We start from the raw sequence: 23477 nt of genomic DNA on the forward strand, positions 1-23477 counted from the left end.
TGAACGAAGTTATTGGCAATCCATTACTAGATAAATTTATGAAAGACCTAATCATTCAAATATTAGCAATGGTTTCAGAACAAGAACGAAATGAAAGTAAACGTAGACAAGCCCAGGGTATTAAAGTTGCGAAAGAAAAAGGTGTGTATAAAGGACGCCCTTTATTATATTCGGCCAATGCGAAAGATCCTCAAAAACGTATTATTTATCATAGAGTTGTAGAAATGTTAGAAGAAGGGCGAGCAATTAGTAAAATTGCCAAAGAAGTTAATATTACAAGACAAACAGTTTATAGAATTAAACATGATAAGGGATTATCTTGATAAATTGATTGTCAATGCAAATAAGAGACTCTCACAGTATCTCAAAACTCATATTATATTATTGAAATGATTTTTTAATAATTATACAAGAAAAAAGAGTGCGAATTCGCACTGTCAGTTTTGGAGTTATATGGCACAAATTTTGTTCTTTAAATGGCATAAATAATATTAAATAAGTTAATATTATCTATAGTGTTTAGTTTATAAAGTTATAAAAGGAGCCCGGGATTTATGTCCAGACTCGTATAGAATATAAGTATTTTAATTATTGTTTATATTCGTTGATTTATATTAATAAAATAAAATACCTAAAATAATACCTATCAAAACAATAGCCCAAGAAGGCAATTTAAAATACATTAATAATATGAACAATGAGCTGGCTAAAGCAAAATCTAATTCTGATTTAATCGTTGAAGTCCAAATTGGGTTATAAAAAGCAGCAATAAGAATACCGACTACGCCTGCACTTATCCCTTTTAAAAATCCTTCAGCATAAATATTAGATTTAATATTATCCCAGAATGGCAAAATTCCAAATAACAAAAGAAATGCTGGTAGGAAAATAGCAATAGTAGCCAAAATTGCTCCTCCAATCCCTTCCATAGACATACCAATGTATGAAGCAAACGTAAATAACGGTCCGGGTACAGCTTGAGCAGCAGCATAACCCGTTATGAAGTTATCGGGTGATATTAATCCTGATGGTACAAACTCATTTTTCAATAAAGGTAAGACAACATGTCCTCCTCCAAAAACTAAAGAACCTGATCTATAAAAACTATCAAACATTTTTAACCATAGATTATTTGTCATAGAACTAGCGATAGGTAATACAGTTAATAGTAAAAAGAATAATGATAATGAAACAAAACCTAATTTTTTAGGTAACTTAAATGATTTGTTTTTTATTTTGGTTCTATCTGTTGATGTTTGTTTTAGAAAGATGAGACCATATACACCAGTTATTGATAGTGCAATGACTTGTATATAAAGATTATTTATTACTAACGATAATATAAGAACAAATAATGCTAATGCAATAGTGGTTTTGGTATTTGTTAACTTTTTACCCATTCCTATAATAGCTTGGCCTACAATAGCAACAGCTACTAGTTTTAAACCTTGCATCCAAGTGAAACTTACATCACTATTTGTAAATAGCGCTGAAAAAATCATTAGTATAATTACAGATGGGAGCGTAAATCCGATAAATGAGATAATACCTCCTCCGATGCCGGCTCTTATAGTTCCTATACCAATACCTACTTGGCTACTTGCAGGACCAGGTAAAAACTGGCATAGTGCTACCAAATCAGAATACTCTTTTTCATCAAGCCATCTTCTTTTTTTTACATATTCATCATAAAAATAGCCTAAATGGGCAGTAGGTCCACCGAATGATAATAAACCAAGTTTTAATGCAACAAAAAAAATATTTATATATTTATACATAAAGGTCTCCTTATATTTCGTTGGTTAACTCTTTTAATTTTTCTCTAGATTCTTCTAAAAACTTTTCACCTTCTGGAGTTATTGAATAGTATTTTCTATTTTTTCCATTTACAGTTTTCGTGGTACTTTTTAAAAGGTTCTCGTTTTCTAGTGTATGGAATATTGGATAAAGGGTACCAGGACTCATATTATAACCATGTTCTTCTAATTCTTTAATCATCCAAGCCCCATATATTTTATCTTCTTTTGCATGATGTAATATATGGATATAGATAAATCCTAAAAATAGTTTTCGTTGTATTTTACTTTTCAATATATCTCTCCTTATTTAAAATCGAATTACGATATCGTAATTCGATTTTAATGTGTGTAAATACTCTTGTCAATTAATTTATTAAGTTTGAAATCAGTGAATTAGTAGTAAAAAACATCAAGTAGATACTTGATGTTTTTACTAAAATCTTTAATTGTATTACCTATTTCATCTCTAACACGTTGGAATTCTGGCCATTCTTTACCTGCAGGATCATCAAAACCCCAGTGTTCTTTTTGTACGTTTGGAGGTAAAATAGGACAATTATCGTCTGCATCACTACATAACGTTACGACCAAATCTGATTGTTTTAAAATATCATTATCAATCAAGTCTGACGTATGGTTTGATATATCAATATCTACTTCTTTCATAGCTTCTATTGCTTTAGGATTTACTCCATGCGTTTCAATACCTGCAGAATAGACATTCCAATCTTCACCCAATATTTCCCTTCCCCAACCTTCAGCCATTTGGCTACGACAAGAGTTTCCTGTGCATATAAAATAAATTGTTTTCTTATCCATAATTAAAGCCTCTTTTCTTAAAATATGATTAGTGTAAGGTATAAACCTAAGAGTGTTACAAATAGGACTGGAATAGTAATGATAATTCCAGTTTTAAAGTATGTCCCCCACGAAATCTTCACACCTTTTTGTGTTAAGACATGTAGCCACAATAATGTTGCTAAAGAACCAATCGGTGTTATTTTAGGTCCTAAATCAGAACCTATGACATTCGCATAAATCATACCTTCTTTCAATATACCTGTAGCACTGGATTGACCAATCGCTATTGCATCTATTAAAACAGTTAGCATGTTGTTCATGATTGAAGATAAGAAAGCAGCTATAAAGCCCATACCCATGATACTGCTGAACAACCCATAACTTGAAATATTTGTTAGGATATCCCCAAAAATCGTTGTAATACCTACATTTTTTAGTCCAAACACAACAAGATACATACCAATAGAGAATACAACAATATTCCATGGTGCTCCTTTAATGACTTGTTTTGTATGAACTGCTTTAGATTTACGAGCTAATATTACAAAGATAAGAGCAATAATACCAGCAATGATTGACACAGGTATTTTTGAATAAACTCACTAACAAGATAACCTACAAGTAGTATTGCTAATACAATCCATGAAAGCTTAAATAATTTAGGATCTGAAAGATTTTCTGTATTGAACATTTATAACACAATCATGATGAGAGTATTAATATAGATAATTATTTGAAATACTTTAGTTTACATAATAGGTCGTTATCAGAATTAAACAAACATCTTTTGTAGTAATCCATTTTTACGTTGTTTTAGTAATTCAATTTTAGCGTATTGTTTTCTTATTAATTTATCTAATTCATTGAAAAAGTATGCTATTTTATATTGTTCTTGTATCACTGGTAACTTTACTATAATACTATTAATTGAATCGTTATTTAATGTTACTCCTTTAACTGCTTGTGCACCAAAAGTACTTATATTTATAGAATTTAAATAGTAGTACATATACTCAGTATTAACATTACTTTCTTTCCATACGAAATGACATATAGCTTCATTTGTATAGATAGGTTCTTTTACTATAGCTAACTTACCTAAAGTCAATTTAAAGCTCATTATTAGAGTATCTTTATCTACTTTTACATGCTTTGATGCTCCTTTTTCAGTAATTCCTTTATTTCCTTTATACAAATATTTCTGTGTCATACCTGCTATAGATAACCAATTTTCATTTAATTCATCCCAGTATTCATCATTTTTTGTATTTGGAGTGAACCCTTTATTAACCTTAGAAATATCTTCAATCTTTTTAATAGACCAATCAGGATAACTGTTTCCATTGTCATCTTTAAATCTTAACTCTTGAGAAAAAATCTTTTGCATATATCCCTTTTTCTGTTCTTCTAATTTCACTAACTTTTGTTCCTCTAATTCAATTTGTCGGTCAAGTTTGCTGAAGAAAGTCCCCATTTTTTCTTCTTCTTCATATGAATAAGGTATATAAATATTTTGTGATTTCACTAAATCAGAATTTAAATTTACTTGACTACCAGGCTGACCATACTTATTCCATTTTAATTGAAAATTTTCTAACCAATTAAACATAAAATATAAATCAAATTTAGGTTTCATAAATATTAAAAAGCCATCATGTACTCCGGTTTTTACGTAATTAATAACTGGTTTTCCTACTGAAGCAGCAATACTTAAAAGTAAATGTGGTTCGTAGAGAACTCTAGTTTTCTTTTGTCCTTCAGTCGATAAATGCTGCTGTAAGAATTTAATTTTACCGTTTTGTTGAGTAACATCTGAAATTCTTAACCAACCAATATCACTATTATCATCGAACCATTTAGAATCTTTAATAGGTCTTGGAGAAGCACCACGCACTATATCCGCTAAGTTACCTAAATTCTCTAATTTCCATTCATTTTTAAACTCTGGGAATCTCAATTCTGGAGTATTTATTTGTTCAGTCATGTTTTAACACTCCTAATTCTCTGAGGTATTCATTGATTTCTGATTCTACATTAACTATTTCTTTATCAATATCTACTAGTTGTTGTTGGACTTGGTCTAAGTCAATTGGGTCTTCTTCTTCGAATGTGTCGACATATCTAGGGATATTTAAGTTATAGTCATTGTCTTTAATGTCACCTAATGAAGCGATATAACTGTATTTATCAATTGTTTCTCTGTTACGGTATGTTTCGATGATTTTATCAACATCTTCATCTGTAAGATGATTTTGATTTTTACCTTTTTCAAATGATTGTGATGCATCGATAAATACCACATTATCATCTATTTCACGGCATTTTTTAAACACTAAAATACATGTTGGTATTGATGTACCAAAAAATAGATTATTTGGTAAACCAATCACCGCATCTAAATAATTTTTTTCTTTAATAAGATATTGACGAATTACACCTTCAGCTTGGCCACGGAATAGGACACCATGTGGTAAAACGACAGCCATCGTACCTTCATCATCTAAATAATGAATCATATGTTGAATAAAGGCATAATCTGCTTTTTTTGCAGGAGCTAACTTACCGTAATTACTGAAACGTTCATCATCATTAAATTTATTATCTGCTGACCAATGAGCGCTATACGGTGGATTAGCCACAACAGCATCAAATTTCTCATCCATAAATGCTGGATTTTCTAATGTATCCGCATTTTGAATATCAAAGTTTTCATACCGCACATCATGCAACAACATATTCATTCGAGCCAAGTTATATGTTGTATTGTTACGCTCTTGACCATTATAACGATACACTTTCGTTTCTTTACCTACACGTAATAGTAATGAACCCGACCCACACGTAGGATCATAGACGTTTCTTAATTTATTTTTACCTTGTGTCACGATTTTCGCTAAAATTTTAGACACTTGTTGCGGTGTATAGAATTCACCTGCTTTTTTACCTGCATTTGCCGCAAAACGACCAATTAAGAATTCGTAAGCGTCACCTAACATATCAATTTCCATATCACTATGCACAAATGGCAGTTCTGATAAATGCACCATTACTTTACTAATTAATGACGTTCTATCTTTAACTGTGTTTCCTAATCGAGTCGAACTTAAGTCCATATCACTAAACAAACCAACAAAGTCTGCTTCACTGTCTTGGCCTAATGTTGATGTTTCAACTTTACGGATCGCTTGTGATAAATGTTCAATGTCGAAACGCTGGTTCTCAATTTCTTTAATCATACTGCTAAATAAATCTTGTGGTTCAATATAGTAACCCACATTTTCTATTAATTCTGCTTTAAGATCTTCTCTATATTCTTCTTCTTTCCATGCTTCTTCGTACGTTATTTCTTCGTCAGATAACGCTTCTGCGACTTCTGCTTCTGCTTTTTCAGATAAGAAGCGATAGAAGATTAATCCTAAGATATAATTACGAAATTCACTCGCATCCATGTTGCCTCGCAAATCATTCGCAATAGACCATAGGCGCTTATGTAATTCCTGTTGTTGTTGACGTTGCTTTTCTGTAATAGACAATGTGTCCTTCCCCCATTAATGATTATTTTGTATATCCGCTTTTATTAACTATATTTTTCTGTGACTTTTTCGACAAATGATGCAATCGCAGCTTTTGTTTGTCTTTTTTCTCGTAGTTTCATGCCAGATACTAAATCTTTAACTTTATCGTTATTAAGAATACCACTGTATTCAAATTCACTTGTAATGTTTTTCAGCATCTCTTCATTTACTGCTTTTTGATCCGCGAATTCATTAAATTCTTCTTCTTTTTTCGCATTTTCAAAGGTAACATATACTTCATCAAGATCGTCATCTTCTGATAAATCCGGAATAACCTTATTTATGAATTCCTTAATTAAATCACTTTTTAGACGTAGTTTAGGATCATCTGCCGTATCTAAAATACGTCTAATTTGTTCACGATTTCGTTGTTGTTCAACTTTATCTGTTAAATCAATTTGACGTACTAAATTCATAATGTAAGACACATTAATCGTATCGTTACGTAGTATTTCAATTTCAAAATCAATATCATTTAAAATGGATACTTTATTTTTATCATTTTTCGGTCCTTTTATTTGATCATAAATCGCAAAATATTTACTCTTATAATCTTCAAAGTCTTGTTCTTCCATACCAACACTTGAAGAGGTAAACTCAAATTCATCAAATGCCTTCATTCTTAATACCAGTTTAGACACTAAACGATAGGCTTCGACAAAGGCTTTCTTTCCTTCATCATCTTGGACTTCATCCATATGTTGCGGTGTCGGTGAAATAGCTTTTAATTCAGCTAAAGCATCGACGAATTCAGCTTTGTATTCATCGTAGCTCTTCATTAATACACGATCGGTATCTTCTGTTTGTGAAAATAATTGAAGTGCATTATCCGTTGCTTTTTTTAAATCGCGATAATTCACAATTTTACCGAAGGGCTTTGTTTCCTTTTCAACTCGATTCGTACGTGAATAGGCTTGGATTAAGCCGTGATGTTTAAGATTTTTATCAACATATAATGTATTCAGTACTTTACTGTCAAAACCTGTTAAGAACATGTCAACAACAATTAGGACATCGATTTTGTTATCTTTAACCCCCTTTTTCACATTTTTAGATACGTTATTAAAGTATTCTTGGATTGTGTCTGTTGTAAAATTCGTATCAAAAATCTCATTATAATCTTTCATTATTGTATCTAAATGTTCACGTGTTGTTTCTACTTTCATCTCTTCATTGTTAGCTTCTTTGGTTTCTTCATTAGGTTCAAGTGAATAGACACCTGCTACCTTTAATGGGCGGTCATATTCTTGATTAACCTTTTTAAAAGATTTATAGTACTTGATTAATGCAGGAATACTTTGTACCGTTAAGATGCTTGAATACTGTCGATTTCGTGTGTATTTATCATGATTTTCAATAATATGTCTGACAATCAACTCGATACGATTATCTGACATCCATACCTCATCTTTATTAATATCTTCGACCATATCATCTATTTCAGTTTCAATAGTATGTTCTTTAATTGTATTAATATAATCAACAGAGAACCCTAACACGTTACCATCATGAATCGCATCTTTAATTAAATATGTATGTAAGCATCTACCAAAAATATCTGCCGTACTGCGTCCATCTTGACTTTTATTTTCTTCAAAACGAGGTGTGCCAGTAAATCCAAAGTATTGCGCATTATTAAAGTACTGACGTATGATGCGGTGCATATTACCAAATTGACTACGATGACACTCGTCGATGATAAATACGACTTTATCTGTTTTATATTGTTCTAAAGCGTCCGCATTGTTTTGAATCGCTTTAGACATCTTTTGTATCGTTGTAACAATGAGTGGCAAGCTCTTATCATTCAACTGACGCACTAATTGTGATGTGTTTTTCGTTTTATCGACGGCGCCTTTTGAGAATTTGTTAAACTCTTCTTCCGTTTGACTGTCTAAATCTCTGCGGTCTACTAAGAATATCACCTTTTTAATATTTTCCTGTTCTGATAATACCTGACTGGATTTAAATGATGTTAAAGTTTTACCACTTCCGGTTGTATGCCAAATATAGCCATTGTTTGAGGTTTCTGTTGCTTGATGTATTAATGCTTCTACGGCATGTACTTGGTATGGGCGCATCGCCATTAACACTTTATCTGTTTCATTAATAATCATGTAACGTGAAATCATTTTCGCAATGTGACACGGTCTTAAAAATGTTTCGGTAAAATCATTGAGTGTGTTAATGCGTTTATTATGTTTATCACTCCAATAAAACATATGGCTCTTATAAATTTCACCATCATTATTAGAGATATAACGTGTTTCTATTCCATTACTAATAATGAACATTTGAATATAGCGGAACAGACCTGTGTAATTTTGTTTACGATATCGCATTACTTGGTTAAATGCTTCATTGATATCAACGCCTCGACGTTTGAGTTCCACCTGAACTAGTGGTAATCCATTGATAAGAATCGTCACATCATATCTTGCTTTGTATGTATCTTCAACGGACACTTGGTTCGTCACTTGGAATTTATTTTGACACCAGTTCGCAGTATCTAAAAAGGATAAATATACTTCTGATTCATCATCGCGTTTTAATGGTAATTTGTCGCGCAGGATACGTGCACTTTCAAATATTCCTTTACCATTAATCATGGTTAATAAGCGCTGAAATTCTTTATCTGTTAATGGTTGGCCATTTAATTTATCTTTATGACGTTCGTTTAATATAGAACGAAAATTATCTAATAGTTGTTTATCGTTTTTAATTGTTACGATTTCATATCCATTCTCTTTTAATTGCTTCATCATTTCCTTCTCTAAGGAAAACTCACTCTGGTACGCCAATTACTACTCATCCTTTATTTATTACTATTTATTTTAATATATCATATTAATAGAAGCGAACCTTTATCTTTTATTAACATAAGTGATGATTATAGGTAGTTAATTTGTCTTTCTTCTAATTGGCCCTCTAGTCTTTGTATATTTCATTACTTTCTAAGGCCAAGATTTGTTGATTTTCTAAAAAAACTATTTAACGTATTGATATTGTCATTTTGCTAATTCAATAACAAAAATAGAATTGTATTATATAAAAATTAAAAGGGTATATATTTTTAGGAGGGTGATTTAAATGAAAGCAGTTACTTATCAAGGACATAAAAATATGGAAGTTCGTGAAGTAAACGATCCAACGATAGAAGAATCAACAGATGCAATTATTAAAATAACAGCTTCAGGTATATGTGGTTCTGATTTACACCTTTATCATCAAGGCGATTTATTTATGGATCCTGGTTTTGTTATCGGACATGAGCCAATGGGAATTGTAGAAGAAGTAGGAAAAGACGTTAAGACTTTAAAAAAAGGGGATAGAGTGGTTATACCTTTTAACATCGGTTGTGGTGACTGCTTCTATTGTAATAACCATATGGAGTCTCAATGCGACAACTCTAATCCATCCCCTGCAAATTGGAAAATGGACAATGGTGGACTTTTCGGTTTTGGTGCCATGCACGGGAACCACTGGGGAGGACAAGCAGAGTATTTAAGAGTTCCATTTGCTGACTTCTCTTCTTTCAAAGTTCCAGATAGTGATTTGAAAGACGAACAAGTATTATTTTTATCTGATGTTGTGCCAACAGCTTATTGGAGTGTAGAACATGCGGGCGTAAAATCTGGTGACACTGTTATTGTTCTAGGTTGTGGTCCAATCGGTTTAATGGCACAAAAATTTGCTAAATTAAAAGGTGCTGAACGTGTGATTGCCATTGATAATGTGGAACATAGATTAAACCATGCGAAAAAATTCAATGGTGCTGAAGTGTATAATTTTTCTAAAGAAGATAATATTGGAAAATTACTTCGTGAAAATACACGTGGCGGTGCAGATGTTGTAATAGATTGTGTGGGAATGGATGGACAAGTCGCTCAAGATGATTTAGAGATTAGTTCAAACTCAGCACAACGCGGTAATATTAGTCCAATTATTACAGCAGCAGAATCAGTAAGAAAATTTGGTACCATTCAATTAACTGGTATTTATGCTACACCTGCAGATAATTTTCCAGTAGATTTAATTTTTAATAGAGATGTTCAAATAAAAAGTGGTCAAGCGCCAGTTATTCATCAAATGCCAAAATTATATGAAATGATTAAAAATGAAGTGTTTGATCCAACAGAAATTATAACGCATACCATGCCTTTAGAAGAAGCAAAACAAGCGTATGATATTTTCGATCAGAAAAAAGATAACAATATTAAAGTCGTTTTAAAACCACAATAATAAATGCATAAAGGAGTCTATATACAGATTATGACCAGTATATAGACTCTTTTATTAATTTCATGTGCTAATTTTCAGAATCGTTAAATTATAAAATTTCTAAATCTAATCACTGCTATATGAAACTATCAAACAAATTTAATCGTTTGCTATATATAATTTCAAATGCTTAGATGTTAATGTTTTATTTTCTTTAACAAAGTTCATAGGCGATCCACTAAATTGTACTTTTCCCCCATCTAAACCAGGACCTGGTCCTACATCTATAATCCAATCAGCTTCACACATTGTTGATAAGTTATGTTCAATTAAAATAACAGTATTATTTTGTTCAATAAGGTCATTAAAACAGTTTATCAATATAGGAATATCAGCTTCATGTAAACCTGTCGTAGGTTCATCAAATATAAAAATACTATCTGTAACATCATCATTTAAATATTGGGCTAATTTAACGCGTTGAATTTCACCACCTGATAATGTAGATAGAGGCTGACCAAGGGTTACGTAATTTAATCCAGTTTTACTTATAGCTTGTAACTTAGACTGAATGTCTTTTTCTTTATCAAAAAATTTTATACCTTCGTCAACAGTCAATTCAAGGAAATCAGCAATAGAATAGCCATCTATAGTTGCATTCAACACTTCTGGCTTATAACGTTTACCGTTACACACTTCACATATTTGTGAAAATTCGCCCATAAATGCAAGCTCTGTTTCAATATAACCTTTACCTCCACAATTGGGACAAGCTCCTTTCGAATTATAACTAAACATAGATTTATTTAATCCAGTTTCTTTACTGAAAAAATTTCTGACTCTATCAAAAATACTTAAAAAAGTTAGTAAATTAGACCGATTGGAACCTTGTATCGCTTTTTGATCCATAAATACTGCATTATCATTCTTGGCAAAACCGCCCTTAACAAGTGAACTTTTCCCAGAACCTGCTACTCCCGTTAATACTGTCAAAACATGCTTAGGTATATCCACTGTCACATTATTCAAATTGTTTTGGGTCACTGGTCCAAGATGATAAAAACTCTTTGGTTCACGTCTCTCATTTTTTAAGTGATGTTTGATACGTAGTGCTTCCCCAGTAGATGTATCTGAAGACAATAATTCTTTGTATGTTCCCTCAAACGTTATCTCTCCACCTTGCGTTCCTGAACTTGGTCCCATATCAATAATATAATCTGCTTCTTTAATTACATCAGGATCGTGTTCTACAATTAATACTGTATTACCTTTATCTTTTAAAGATTTCAAAATTTCATTTATTTTTGTAATATCCTCTGGATGTAAACCAACACTGGGTTCATCAATGATATAAACCAAATCAGATAGCGAACTGTTCAAATGTCGTATTAATTTAAGACGTTGTGCTTCTCCACCTGATAAAGAAGTGGTTACACGATTAAGCGTTAAATAACTTAATCCTATATAATCAAGGGCTTCTAATTGCTTTCGAAGTGGTTCAATAATAAATTGAGCTGTAGAATTGTTTAATTTATTAAGAAACACTAAATTTTCTTTTACAGTCATTTGTGTAAAATCTGAAATATTTTTTCCCTTAATTTTACAACTCAAAATTTTTGAATTTAAACGTTGACCATTACAGGTTGGACAAGTTTTATTTTCTACAACATTTTTAAGATGCTTAGCGTAACGTTTCTTGTTAAATTCTTTATCCCCTAAGAATATCCTTCTAAACCTAGGTATAAGCCCTACATACTTTGCTGATTTTCGCCATTCTTCGGGCGGTTTTTTTAATTTTATTGGCTCCTGATACAAAAACAAATCTAATTCTTTTTTTGTATATGCTTTTAATTTTTTATCATTATCGAATAGACCACTATCACGATAAGCTTTCCCTCTTTCTTTATCAGGGCCAAAAGAAGGAAAATTAATAGCACCTTCATTTAAAGATTTGTTCCAATCTAAGAGTTCATTTAAATTAATGTCTTCAATGTAACCTAATCCTTCACATGTTTTACACATACCATTGGGACTGTTAAATGAAAAAGCATCTGAATAACCAACAAAAGGTTCACCTACCCTTGACCACAACAATCTAACAGAGGCATATATATCAGACACTGTACCTACAGTAGAGCGAGAATTACCATTAAATCTTTTTTGACTAATTGTCATTGCTACAGGAAGATTTTTAATTTCTTTTACTTTTGGTTTAGGTTGCTGATTTAAATGAAATTGAATATAGCTAGAATAACTTTCATTTAAAAGTTGTTCAGATTCAGCAGCTATTGTATTGAAAACCAGTGATGACTTACCTGAACCAGAACGTCCTGTAAATACTGTAATCAAATGTTTAGGTATAGTTATATCTATATTTTTTAAATTATTCTGTGAAGCTCCTATAATAGTAATATCATTCATAAATTCACCCTCCATTATAATTTTTATCAATTGATTAAATTATCACACTAACTTAATTTATCTTTTTCTTCCTAAGTTTCATTATTCCATCTTTTGGACTAGCAGTACTAGCGAAGCCTATTTTTGCAGCATTAGCTGATACGGTTGATATATCTAGACATATAATTGTATCTGCGTATCAATTTGGTCAATATGCGTTATTCACATTGGTTCCGTTTCGTTTGGCCAGTTGTTATCTTTGTACTTGTATTCGGGGATAGCATATTAGTAACTCAAGTTATATTACATTAATATAAACATCTTTTAAAATTAATTTTATGTTTTCGGTTTATTCATATAATGTCTCAACTAAAAAAATATCGCCAAATTTTTTAAATTTGGCGATAGTCATTAAGACAATGAATATTGATAGATATCACAAAATTATGCTTCTAATTTTTTAATAATCTCTCTATTGAAATCATCTAAGTCATCTGGTACACGACTTGTTACAATATTGTTGTCTACTACAACTGATTCATCAACAACATGTGCTCCTGCATTAGATAAATCTTTACGTACATTGATAACACCAGTTATTGTACGTCCATTTAAATCATCAGTATCAACTAATAATAGTGGGCCATGACAAATCGCAAATGTTGGTACATCATTTTGAGTGAAATACTTAGTAAATGTACCATAACGACCTTCTTCATCACCACGTAAATGGCCAGGTGAAAATCCACCAGAAATTAATAATGCGTCATAATTTTCTGGTTTAGCGTCTGCGATACTAACATCTACAGTTACTTTTTCACCGTGTTTACCAACAACTTCATGATTAGCTGTATCACCAATAATCTCAGTCTCAAAACCAGCATTTTCTAATGCCTCTTTTGGACTAGTTAATTCTATATCTTCAAATTCATCTGCTAAAAGGAGGGAGTTTAAACATATATTAAAAATGGTTAAGCATTTCCATCAATTATATCACGACATTGTTTAGCAGCAGCTTTTGGATCGTCAGCGTTTGCGATGCCACCACCAACAATAATTAAATCTGGTTGTTCAACTGCCACTGATTTAATTGTATCGGGTTTGATACCACCTGCTACGGCTACTTTTGAATTTGAAATAACTGATTTAACAGTACGTAAACTTTCTAAAGGTGATACGCCTTTAGCTTGTAAATCATAACCAGTATGTACTGCAATATAATCAGCACCCATTTTATCTAATTCAGCTGCACGTTGTTCTAAATTTTGAACCGCGATCATATCAACTAATAATTCTTTGCCATGGTTATGTGCTTCTTCGATAGCACTTTTAATTGAAGCATCTTCAGAAACACCCAGAATTGTTACGATGTCAGCACCGAATTTGACAGCTTGACTTACTTCATAACTAGCAGCATCCATAATTTTTAAATCTGCTAATACTTGTGTGTTAGTGACTGATTTACTCATATGTTCAACAGCAGATAGTCCTTCATTAATAACAATTGGTGTTCCAATTTCTACGATATCAATGAATTCCTCTACTTCTTGAGCTAATTTTGCTGCTTCTTTTTGGTCTAATAGATCGATTGCTAATTGTAATTTCATTAAAGTTTCTCCTCTCTATCTTTTATAATGCTATTATGGTATTAGTTGTTTAGAATAACAATACTGACATTTTTGTCACTATATAAAAATGGAGGATTCGTTTTGTTAATTGAATATAATAATAAAGAATTTTATACATCGAAAGATTTAGCCTTGTCTGTCATTGGTGGAAGATGGAAAATTGCCATTGTTTACCATCTTTTGCAGAGTAATTGTTTAAGGTTAAGTGAATTACAAAATAAACTACCTGATATTAGTCAGCGAATGTTAATAAGACAACTTAGAGAACTAGAACAAGACAAAATCATTGAAAGGACGGTTTATCCAGTAGTCCCTCCTAAAGTAGATTATAGGTTGACTGAAATAGGATTAAAGCTTGATAAAGTAGTCTTTTCAATTTGTGATTGGGGAGATGATTTTCTAGATACACTTAAAAACAATAATCGTAGATATTGACATGACAAATGATTATCAGAAGTTCCATCACTATAAAAGGTGTATCAAGGATTTATAACACCCTTGATACACCTTTTAAATTCATTTTTAATTACCGAAGAATCGACTCCAAAATCCCTTTTTAGGTGGTTCTACCTCTCTATTATCATCAGGATCACTCTTCGTTTCTTCAACGAACTTATCCTCTTTTGTTAATTCACCTTCATTTGTACTGTCGTTCTTTTTCTCTTCGGCTATATCCTTGTAATTTACTTCTGTTGGTTGACGCTTTGTTTGTTGTTGGTTGATATTTTGCGATTCTTCAGTAAAAGTTGCTTCTTGCGGATTAATGTTTTGTCTATTATTCGTCGCTGTATCAAAAGAATAATTGAGCTGTCTTTCTTCTTCTAATTGGCTTTCTAGTTTTTGAATTTTTTTATTGCTTTCTAATGCTAAGACTTGCTGATTTTCTAAAAGTCTATTAAGTGTATTTATTTGTTCTTTATCTCTATTTGCCTGTTCCTTATATATATCTAGCTGAATATGTAACTGCTTTATTGTTTCATCTTTTACCTGATTATTATCAGAATCAGAATTTTTTTCATTTATTTTACTTTCAGCATCAATGCTCTTTTTCTGATTTTTTTTAATTCTATTTACTACTACAATCTCATCTTCACTAGATAAGTAATTTACGTTATCAATTTTTTGAAATTTTACATTTGCTTTTTTAGCGTTATTATAAACTGTCATTTTTGTCACATTTAGTTCGTCAGCGATTTTCTTCATACTTTTCATATAGTAGCCTCCGTATAACTATATATGATATTTATCATAATTATATAGTTATTATACTTACCATATCAACACTTTTATACTTATGCATAAAAGGTATACACATAATTATACGAATTTATTTTACTCTCTTTATATACTTCTTATATGCCTTTTATACGTATTGTAATAGCTTTCTTTATATAACATTTCGTATCACTATATAAAAACAAAATATAACCTTTTATCATTCTTACATGATATATACACTAAATATATATAAAAAATGTAACAAAGATTTGAAAAATGTTATTATAAATAGAAAGAAGCCTAACTACGGGAATAGTTAGGCCTCGATGGTAATAAAAAAGTTGTTTTTGTACAGTTGTTGTATTCATATTATATATATTAAGAATTATTAGCGCAAGTCTAATACATATATACTTACTTATGACTTTTTATTACCTCTTTTAAAAATCTAAATATGAAAGAGGTTTTTTGTATGTCTAATTTTAATATTAAAGAAATCCAAAAAGAAAAATTCTATCGATTGCCTAAAGTATTTTTTACAAATCCTAAATATACTAAATTGTCCAATGATGCAAAAATAACTTGGTCAATATTAAGAGACCGTTTAGATTTATCTATAAAAAATAATTGGATAGATGAAAATGGAGATATATTCTTTATATATACTAACGAAAAGTTAAAACAAATCCTAAATATTAGTAGCCCAAACAAATTATCTAAAATAAAGAAGGAATTAACTCGAGCTGATTTGTTTAGTCAAATCAGAGTGGGATTAAATAAACCTAATAAACTATATCTAAAAAAACCTGAAGTAACAAAAGATGATGTATATTGTATTACACAACAAGAAAATGACGTAGAGCAGCAATATTCTACGGATGTATCAAATTCATACATCCAGAAATATGATAATGATACATCAGGAAATATTAAAATGATATATCATGATATATCAAAAAAATACACTAATGATACTGATTATAATGATACTGATTATATTAAGACTGAGAGTAATGATACGGATGATTTGAATGATAAGAAATTAACATATCCTAGTAATCATACAAATCATTCAAATCACTACCATTCAAATTTTAATAATGAAGCTTTAAAATTCCAATTACTCGAAGAACTACCGCAAAGTATTCAAAGGTATTTAAGTAACTTTTCTGTAAATGAAATTAAAATCATCAAACCTGTATTATTAAAAGCCAAAACGTCCTTTAATAATTCTATTGATACATATTACTTATTAGAAGATATGGAAATCGAAATACTTCACGTTCTTAAACGTTTCAAAGCTATGCTTATTCAAAAAAATGAAACCGTTGAATCAATGCAAGGATACTTAATGAAATCTCTTAAGTCTGAATTCGCTGAAATGCATACACTTAATAAACGACGTGATCATTTACCCATCACTTCTTTATTTAATCAATAATGATTTAATTAGAGAGCATCTTTAAATAGATGTTCTCTTTTTTTATTTACTAGTGGTTGCTAAGGCAACCACCTAGATCAAACAAAAGTAAGGGAGGGATAACAAAATAACATCCACACAATGTCACAACCTAGCATGCCGCTATTAAAGAAAGGAGGAACACTTATGCGTAATAAGAAAAAGATTAAAGTTACTTTGGCAATGATTAATGTTCTTTTAACTGCAGTCGAACTTTATTTTCAATGGCAATCGAGTAAATCTGAAAATGAACTGTAGTTAAGCAAGTACGTGGGACTAAAACGTTTCTGTTTTAGTCCTATTTTTTCTATAAACAGTTATTATTCGTTTAAAAATGGCTCAAACATGTCGCATAAGATGAAAAATAAAATGATCATTTAACGTTGTTTTAACTTTAAAGAATATAAAAACACTAACCGTTTTTATATTCTTTAGCAATCTTTCTTAGTTATAAAAGTGACTTAGTAAAATCGTTTTTGCTATTTATTTTGTTAAAGATTGGAAAGAAAAGGTTGAATTTATTATTCCAAAAAATCAAAATTCAGATTCAATTGATATACATCATAAACAAAAAGTAAGTCGTTAATGTTCAAGACATGGGTCGAATGTAATTTTAAATTTGAATTTTTTCTATCCCAAACTAAGTAAATATTTTTACTTAGTTTTCTCTTTTTTTATCTTCAATCATTTTACTAACAATGGTTATCTTGAAAATAAAAATAAGCACTTAAAGTAAAAAGTGAACAAGAGAATAGCCACTTTTGTCTTAAAGCACGTTTTGTTTTTGGAAATATTACAAACATGAGAGTCTTTTTAAAGAGTATTTGACATGAGCATAAGGAAATCCAGTACCACCTTCGGTGGTATTCAGCATAGCTGAAAGATTTACCTTTTATTCGTTCAGCTCAATTGTTCACCATAAATAGCTTAAAAGCTTTATATAAAGGTAATTATAAGTATTCTTATGCGTTGAATCGAAGGGTGTAATATGATACTTTATTGCAGACTCTTTACAATTATTACAAGACCACTTTTAATTGTCTGAAAACTCCTTTTTTTGTTGATTTCATAGGCTTCAGTCGACGTCGAGACTCTTAAGAGTCTTAATTTTTTTAACCAAAGACTCTTAAGACTCCTACTTTTAGTATTAATTTCAACAACAAAATCACTAAAAAAGTAATCTAAGCAATTCATACATTTGTTTCACTTTTTGAAATTGATTAAATACGTTTTTCTCAATATCAAATCCAATAATGATCATATTATTTATTTTTAAGTTCAAAAAAAAGAGAAAGAATAAAACAATTTCTATACTTTTCTATGCTCAATTTTATTGAAAAGTGAATCGAAATAAAGATCATTTTATTTTTTATTAACTAGAGAATTAAAAAAATATAAAGTGTTTAATAAGATTCATTGATATGATTATACTCAAAATTTTTAATTTTAATCTTCCTAAAATTATTTTAGCGAGTATCAAAATTATTTTAATTAACTATAAAATGTTAATTGAAAAGCAAAGTATTATTTATTTTAGACTGTCTAAAGAAATAAAATAGAACGGAAAACATGCCAAATTGCATTTTCTAAAAGAAGGTGATTTGACAATATATTTTTACATTTGGAATAAAAAAGAGTATTTAACGAGTGACCTTTTTGATTTAACAGAAAGTGAAAAACAAGAAATTAATCATCAAGTGATTGATGAAATTGAAGAAGAAAAATAAAAACAAATTTTCTTAAACGTTAGCAAAAAGGTAGCGTTTTTTTGTTAAAAATATGTTAAAAATACTTGGGTACAAACAGGGTACAAAAATAAAAAATGATAGCAAATTTCCCTTATGCTCTTACAAAAAATTTGGAGCCAATTCAAAATTTGGTGTTTTTTTGAAAAAATTGCCACTGCAGGAAGTAAAAAAGTTGATGAGTTTTTGAGCCATTTTATGTCAATTTTTAATTTGCATATAACTGGACAATGTCTAAAAAACGTCACTGGTTTTGCTCAAATTTTTGTTTGTGAAATTAAAATATATTTATTTGGCTCATATTTGTGTTTTAAGAGCGTATATAAGTTTTTGATATAAAACTATATGATTTATCCCTAATTCTTTAAAATGCCCCCCTTAAAATTCAAAATAAGGGCATAAAAAATAAAAGCTACCCCAAAATTGAGATAGTTTTTTTCTTTCGACGCCGTATCGTCGATGGAATTCAAAAAAGTTATGGGCTATAAATCTACATCACTTTTTCAAGAATGTAGTAGCAATATTCAAGACAAATTAATTTTTATAACTGTTCGGAATATCTCAAGCCGTTTCTTTAATTTTGAAATAAAAAATCGACGAAGGTCGATTACGATTTTGCACACGTCGATTTATCCGACGTATAAGTGCGCCCTTACGGGATTTAACTAGATTATAACGATGAATTTTGGACCTGTAAATCAATAACCATTGTGTCTACAAGTTTTGGGTTTGTTAAGGGTTCCGAGGCTCAACGTCAATAAAGCAATTGGAATAAAGCACCTATGATTATTTAAAAAAATAAGTTATAATACATTCAAAAATATTTTTGAATGAGGTGTAATTATGATTCAGACTATTGTAACTGCTGCTATTCTTTATATTGCGACAGCATTAGACTTATTAGTGATTTTATTAATGTTCTTTGCTAGAGCAAAGACTAGGAAAGAATATCGAGATATTTATATTGGTCAATATGTAGGATCTGTAGCATTGATTGTCATAAGTTTATTCTTTGCCTTTGTCTTAAATTATGTTCCTGAAAAATGGATATTAGGATTGTTAGGGTTAATACCGATTTATTTAGGAATTAAAGTGGCTATTTATGGGGATAGTGACGGAGAAGAGAGAGCTAAAAAAGAATTGAATGAAAAAGGATTGTCTAAATTAGTTGGTACGATTGCAATTGTTACGATAGCAAGTTGTGGTGCTGATAATATCGGTTTATTTGTTCCCTATTTTGTGACATTAAGTGTTACTAATTTATTAATTACTTTGTTTGTCTTTTTAATTTTAATTTTCTTCTTGGTATTTACTGCACAAAAATTAGCTGATATTCCAGGAGTTGGAGAAATTGTTGAGAAATTTGGTCGTTGGATTATAGCTGTTATTTATATAGCTTTAGGTTTATTTATCATTATAGAAAATGACACTATTCAAACAATTTTAGGATTTATATTTTAATTTAGGGTGTGATTTCATATGAGTTATGAAAATGCTTGTGATGTGATCAGTGTACATGAGGATAAAGTTAACAATGCTTTAAGTTTTTTAGAAGATGATAAATCTAAGAAATTACTTAACATTTTAGAAAAAATTTGTGATGAGAAAAAATTGAAAATCATATTATCTTTGATTAAAGAAGATGAGTTGTGTGTTTGTGATATTTCTTTGATATTGAAAATGAGTATTGCTTCAACTTCACATCATTTAAGACTTTTATATAAAAATGAGGTACTTGATTTTTATAAAAAGGGAAAGATGGCATATTATTTTATTAAAGACGATGAAATAAGAGAGTTTTTCTCTAAAAATCAGAAGGGTTTTTGAAACGAGTTTCTTCTTGTCTTGATACTATAAAAATAAGCAAAGATATAACATAAAATGACTTATCGGAAGTACATATGCTTCAAAAGATACAGATGGTATAATAATGGAGTCGCCTATCTCTCAGGCGTCAATTTGACGTAGGGAGGAGGTGTTATTCATGTTGGAAATCCTTGTTCACATCACGACCACAGTCATCAGTGGTTGTATTATTGCGTTATTTACGCATTGGCTGCGTAATCGCAAAGACAAATAGGTGACAATAGCCACACCTACAAAAATCCCCTCACTATTTGCGGTAGTGAGGGGATTGGTGTATCCATGCTGGATTCCTTGTTAAGTGCATTATAACATCATAGTGCGTAGGAATGCAAAAGAGTATTTATTATTAATTAAAAAACATAAAGTTATATAGTTTGAAATTAATATTTGTTTTTTATTCCAAATTTAAATTAATTTTCCTTGTATTAATAAAAATAAATTCTCTGTTATTATCCATAATACCCAACCATCTAATTCTTACTTGGGGGATTTTGCCAATAACCTAAATTAAGAAACCACTTTCTAACATTATATTTGCCCACTAAATTGTTATTGAAAATAAATAAGATATACTACTTATAGATATTTCACTCTAAGAAAATTATCTATCCCAATATCTTGCATGGCCAAATGCTTCAACAATCGTTTCAGGATTGTCTGAAATAAAGACACCTGGCGCATCTAGTTTTAATTTAGCTTCTTTTAATTGCTCTGCAGCCTGTTCATTAAACACTAGTGGTTTGTTGTGTTTATAAGCCATTTCAGCAAATGCTTCCGCATCGGGATTTAAGTCTGAACCGTCTGATAATATAATTAGACTATCAAATAATGTTGGATGTGCAGTCGCATAAGTTTCTGTCACGCCAAAGTCTTCATCAATATCTTTAGGTTGCTTACCTACAAATGCATAGTTTAATTTTTGTTGTGTGAATGTTTTGGCATAAGATTTTAACGTATCTTCTGAAATATCCCCATTTAATAAAACCGCAACTGAATGTCCAGCTAATGGAATATCAAATTTTTCCATAGTCAACTTACTATCTTTCGCATCAGAATCGACTTCTTCATTTTGCTCAGGTACTTTAACGCCAACATTTTTGGCTATAGTTTCAGCTAGTTGTCTATCAACTTTGTTTAATTGGCTAACTGCATTTTCTTTTACCATGATTGATTTACACATGCCAATTTCGAATGAGAAGCCATCAACCATATGCTGATACTCAGCTTCAGTTAAACTATTTAAATATAACTTAGGTTGTGAGTAATAATCTTTGAAACTTTCGCTTCGTTTTCTAATCTTTCTACCTTCTACTTTTTCTTGATAATGTTCATAGCCACCCTCTTCTTTTGATGTTGTGTGTGGCTCATTATCATTTAAAGCATTGTTGTGATAAGCCGTTTGCCCTTTATGCACATGCTGTTGGTGCATTGCATCACGTTGATTATTGTGAACTTCATTGACTGGTCTATTGATAGGAATTTGGTTAAAGTTTGGTCCACCAAGGCGTGAAATTTGAGTATCTGTATAGGAGAATAAACGGCCTTGCAATAATGGGTCGTTAGAAAAATCAATACCAGGCACAATGTGACCAGGATGGAACGCAGCTTGTTCAGTTTCATCGAACACATTACTAACATTTTGATTTAAAGTCATTTTACCAACACGTTGTACTGGCACTTGATCTTCTGGCCAAATCTTAGTCGGATCTAAAATATCAAAATCAAAATCAAATTCTTGATCTGGGGTAATGATTTGTAAACCTAATTCCCATTCAGGATAATCGCCTTTTTCGATTGATTCATATAAATCTTTACGATGGAAGTCTACATCTTTACCATGTAGGATTTGTGCTTCATCCCATACAAGAGATTCTAAACCTTGCAATGGTTTCCAATGGAATTTAACAAAATAAGACTGTCCTTCGCTATTTACTAAGCGAAACGTGTGGATACCAAACCCTTCAATTTGTCTAAAGTTTTTCGGAATCCCTCTATCACTCATCGCCCACATCGTTGTGTGCGTGGATTCTGGGTTTTGTGCGAAGAAGTCCCAGAATGTGTCGTGTGCAGAGCCACCTTGTGGCATTTCATTGTGTGGTTCTGGTTTAACAGCATGGATTAAATCTGGGAATTTAATTGCGTCTTGAATAAAGAATACTGGTATATCGTTACCTACAAGATCAAATATACCTTCATCCGTATAGAATTTTGTAGCAAAACCGCGTACGTCTCTTACTGTATCTGGAGAACCTTTTGACCCTTGAACAGTTGAGAATCTTACAAATACAGGTGTCGTTTTATCTGGATTTGTTAAAAAATCTGCATACGTATATTGTGATAAATCTTCATATACTTTGAATTCACCATGTGCACCGAAACCACGTGCATGCACGATACGTTCTGGAATACGCTCATGGTCAAAATGCATTATTTTTTCTCTAAAATGAAAGTCTTCTAATAAACTAGGTCCACGTTCACCAACAGTTAAAGTATTCTCATCTTCACTCACTTTAACGCCATTATTTGTAGTCATGGCTTTACCGTCATTATTCTTTTCATCTTGTTTTAACTGATCTAGTTTGGTTCTGTTGCAAAGTTGAATTTATAGTATAATTTTAACAAAAAGGAGTCTTCTGTATGAACTATTTCAGATATAAACAATTTAACAAGGATGTTATCACTGTAGCCGTTGGCTACTATCTAAGATATGCATTGAGTTATCGTGATATATCTGAAATATTAAGGGAACGTGGTGTAAACGTTCA

19 protein-coding genes and 3 pseudogenes are annotated in these 23477 nt (G+C 30.8%); 10 read left to right on the forward strand and 12 right to left on the reverse strand.

The window, feature by feature from the left end; genetic code table 11:
- A partial coding sequence (locus BDW31_RS11440) for a helix-turn-helix domain-containing protein (protein WP_142641278.1) occupies window positions 1–323 on the forward strand: 323 nt, incomplete at its 5' end.
- Window positions 324–614: 291 nt separating this feature from the next.
- On the opposite strand, the gene chrA is transcribed toward BDW31_RS11440, so the two are convergent.
- From chrA to BDW31_RS11475, 7 genes and pseudogenes are all read right to left on the reverse strand, one after another.
- Window positions 615–1778, reverse strand: a complete 1164-nt coding sequence (gene chrA, locus BDW31_RS11445) for a chromate efflux transporter (protein ID WP_110709657.1) — start codon at window positions 1776–1778, stop codon at window positions 615–617.
- 10 nt (window positions 1779–1788) lie between these two features.
- The gene (locus BDW31_RS11450) at window positions 1789–2091 is read right to left on the reverse strand and encodes a PadR family transcriptional regulator (protein ID WP_041079224.1); all 303 of its coding nucleotides are present in this window, start codon (window positions 2089–2091) and stop codon (window positions 1789–1791) included.
- Between the two features lie 101 nt (window positions 2092–2192).
- Window positions 2193–2618: an arsenate reductase (thioredoxin) gene (gene arsC / locus BDW31_RS11455; protein WP_110709658.1), complete on the reverse strand. Its 426-nt coding sequence runs from the start codon at window positions 2616–2618 to the stop codon at window positions 2193–2195.
- Window positions 2619–2635: 17 nt separating this feature from the next.
- Window positions 2636–3273, reverse strand: a pseudogene (locus BDW31_RS11460) (ArsB/NhaD family transporter); the annotation flags it as partial.
- Window positions 3274–3372: 99 nt separating this feature from the next.
- Window positions 3373–4584 (reverse strand): restriction endonuclease subunit S, encoded by a 1212-nt coding sequence (locus tag BDW31_RS11465; RefSeq protein WP_110709660.1) that lies wholly within the window; start codon window positions 4582–4584, stop codon window positions 3373–3375.
- Window positions 4577–6133, reverse strand: coding sequence for a type I restriction-modification system subunit M (locus BDW31_RS11470; RefSeq protein ID WP_110709662.1), 1557 nt, complete (start codon window positions 6131–6133; stop codon window positions 4577–4579). Before BDW31_RS11470 ends, BDW31_RS11465 begins: the two co-directional genes overlap by 8 nt.
- Window positions 6134–6177: 44 nt before the next feature.
- A complete protein-coding gene (locus BDW31_RS11475) occupies window positions 6178–8976 on the reverse strand; it encodes a type I restriction endonuclease subunit R (RefSeq protein WP_110709664.1) in 2799 nt (932 codons plus the stop codon).
- Between the two features lie 289 nt (window positions 8977–9265).
- On the opposite strand from BDW31_RS11475, the gene BDW31_RS11480 reads away from it, so the two are divergent.
- The gene (locus tag BDW31_RS11480; protein ID WP_034172885.1) at window positions 9266–10417 is read left to right on the forward strand and encodes a zinc-dependent alcohol dehydrogenase; all 1152 of its coding nucleotides are present in this window, start codon (window positions 9266–9268) and stop codon (window positions 10415–10417) included.
- Window positions 10418–10555: 138 nt separating this feature from the next.
- Here BDW31_RS11480 and BDW31_RS11485 read toward each other — a convergent pair whose 3' ends face one another.
- Window positions 10556–12817 carry an ATP-binding cassette domain-containing protein gene (locus BDW31_RS11485; RefSeq protein WP_053025627.1) on the reverse strand — a complete coding sequence of 754 codons (2262 nt, stop codon included), beginning with the start codon at window positions 12815–12817 and terminating at the stop codon, window positions 10556–10558.
- 56 nt (window positions 12818–12873) lie between these two features.
- Here BDW31_RS11485 and BDW31_RS11490 point away from each other — a divergent pair.
- Window positions 12874–13108: pseudogene (locus BDW31_RS11490) on the forward strand (YfcC family protein); the annotation flags it as partial.
- A gap of 132 nt (window positions 13109–13240) precedes the next feature.
- On the opposite strand, the gene BDW31_RS11495 reads toward BDW31_RS11490, so the two are convergent.
- On the reverse strand, window positions 13241–13756 hold the full coding sequence (locus BDW31_RS11495) for a type 1 glutamine amidotransferase domain-containing protein (protein WP_080365868.1): 516 nt from the start codon (window positions 13754–13756) through the stop codon (window positions 13241–13243).
- An 11-nt stretch (window positions 13757–13767) separates the two neighbouring features.
- The gene (gene hxlA / locus BDW31_RS11500) at window positions 13768–14403 is read right to left on the reverse strand and encodes a 3-hexulose-6-phosphate synthase (protein ID WP_034172882.1); all 636 of its coding nucleotides are present in this window, start codon (window positions 14401–14403) and stop codon (window positions 13768–13770) included.
- Between the two features lie 102 nt (window positions 14404–14505).
- Between hxlA and BDW31_RS11505 the strand changes: the two genes are divergently transcribed.
- Window positions 14506–14859 (forward strand): winged helix-turn-helix transcriptional regulator, encoded by a 354-nt coding sequence (locus BDW31_RS11505; protein WP_034172881.1) that lies wholly within the window; start codon window positions 14506–14508, stop codon window positions 14857–14859.
- A gap of 87 nt (window positions 14860–14946) precedes the next feature.
- On the opposite strand, the gene BDW31_RS11510 is transcribed toward BDW31_RS11505, so the two are convergent.
- A complete protein-coding gene (locus BDW31_RS11510) occupies window positions 14947–15636 on the reverse strand; it encodes a DUF536 domain-containing protein (RefSeq protein ID WP_053025629.1) in 690 nt (229 codons plus the stop codon).
- A gap of 478 nt (window positions 15637–16114) precedes the next feature.
- Between BDW31_RS11510 and BDW31_RS11515 the strand changes: the two genes are divergently transcribed.
- The 5 genes from BDW31_RS11515 (at window position 16115) to BDW31_RS11545 (ending at window position 20926) form a co-directional block, all read left to right on the forward strand.
- Window positions 16115–17083 (forward strand): replication initiator protein A, encoded by a 969-nt coding sequence (locus BDW31_RS11515; protein ID WP_053025630.1) that lies wholly within the window; start codon window positions 16115–16117, stop codon window positions 17081–17083.
- A 1619-nt stretch (window positions 17084–18702) separates the two neighbouring features.
- A complete protein-coding gene (locus BDW31_RS11525; protein ID WP_232043702.1) occupies window positions 18703–18828 on the forward strand; it encodes a Rep protein in 126 nt (41 codons plus the stop codon).
- An 861-nt stretch (window positions 18829–19689) separates the two neighbouring features.
- The gene (locus tag BDW31_RS11535) at window positions 19690–20307 is read left to right on the forward strand and encodes a CadD family cadmium resistance transporter (RefSeq protein ID WP_053025632.1); all 618 of its coding nucleotides are present in this window, start codon (window positions 19690–19692) and stop codon (window positions 20305–20307) included.
- A gap of 18 nt (window positions 20308–20325) precedes the next feature.
- On the forward strand, window positions 20326–20673 hold the full coding sequence (locus tag BDW31_RS11540; protein ID WP_108017177.1) for an ArsR/SmtB family transcription factor: 348 nt from the start codon (window positions 20326–20328) through the stop codon (window positions 20671–20673).
- Between the two features lie 157 nt (window positions 20674–20830).
- Window positions 20831–20926: a type I toxin-antitoxin system Fst family toxin gene (locus BDW31_RS11545; protein WP_011276848.1), complete on the forward strand. Its 96-nt coding sequence runs from the start codon at window positions 20831–20833 to the stop codon at window positions 20924–20926.
- Between the two features lie 387 nt (window positions 20927–21313).
- On the opposite strand, the gene BDW31_RS11550 is transcribed toward BDW31_RS11545, so the two are convergent.
- Complete coding sequence (locus BDW31_RS11550; RefSeq protein ID WP_110709666.1) at window positions 21314–23245, reverse strand: catalase; 1932 nt, start codon at window positions 23243–23245, stop codon at window positions 21314–21316.
- Window positions 23246–23349: 104 nt separating this feature from the next.
- Between BDW31_RS11550 and BDW31_RS11555 the strand changes: the two are divergent.
- A pseudogene (locus BDW31_RS11555) lies at window positions 23350–23477 on the forward strand (IS6 family transposase); the annotation flags it as partial.

The sequence above is a fragment of the Staphylococcus sp. AtHG25 genome (assembly GCF_003217445.1).
GTDB classification, from domain to species: Bacteria; Bacillota; Bacilli; order Staphylococcales; family Staphylococcaceae; genus Staphylococcus; species Staphylococcus haemolyticus.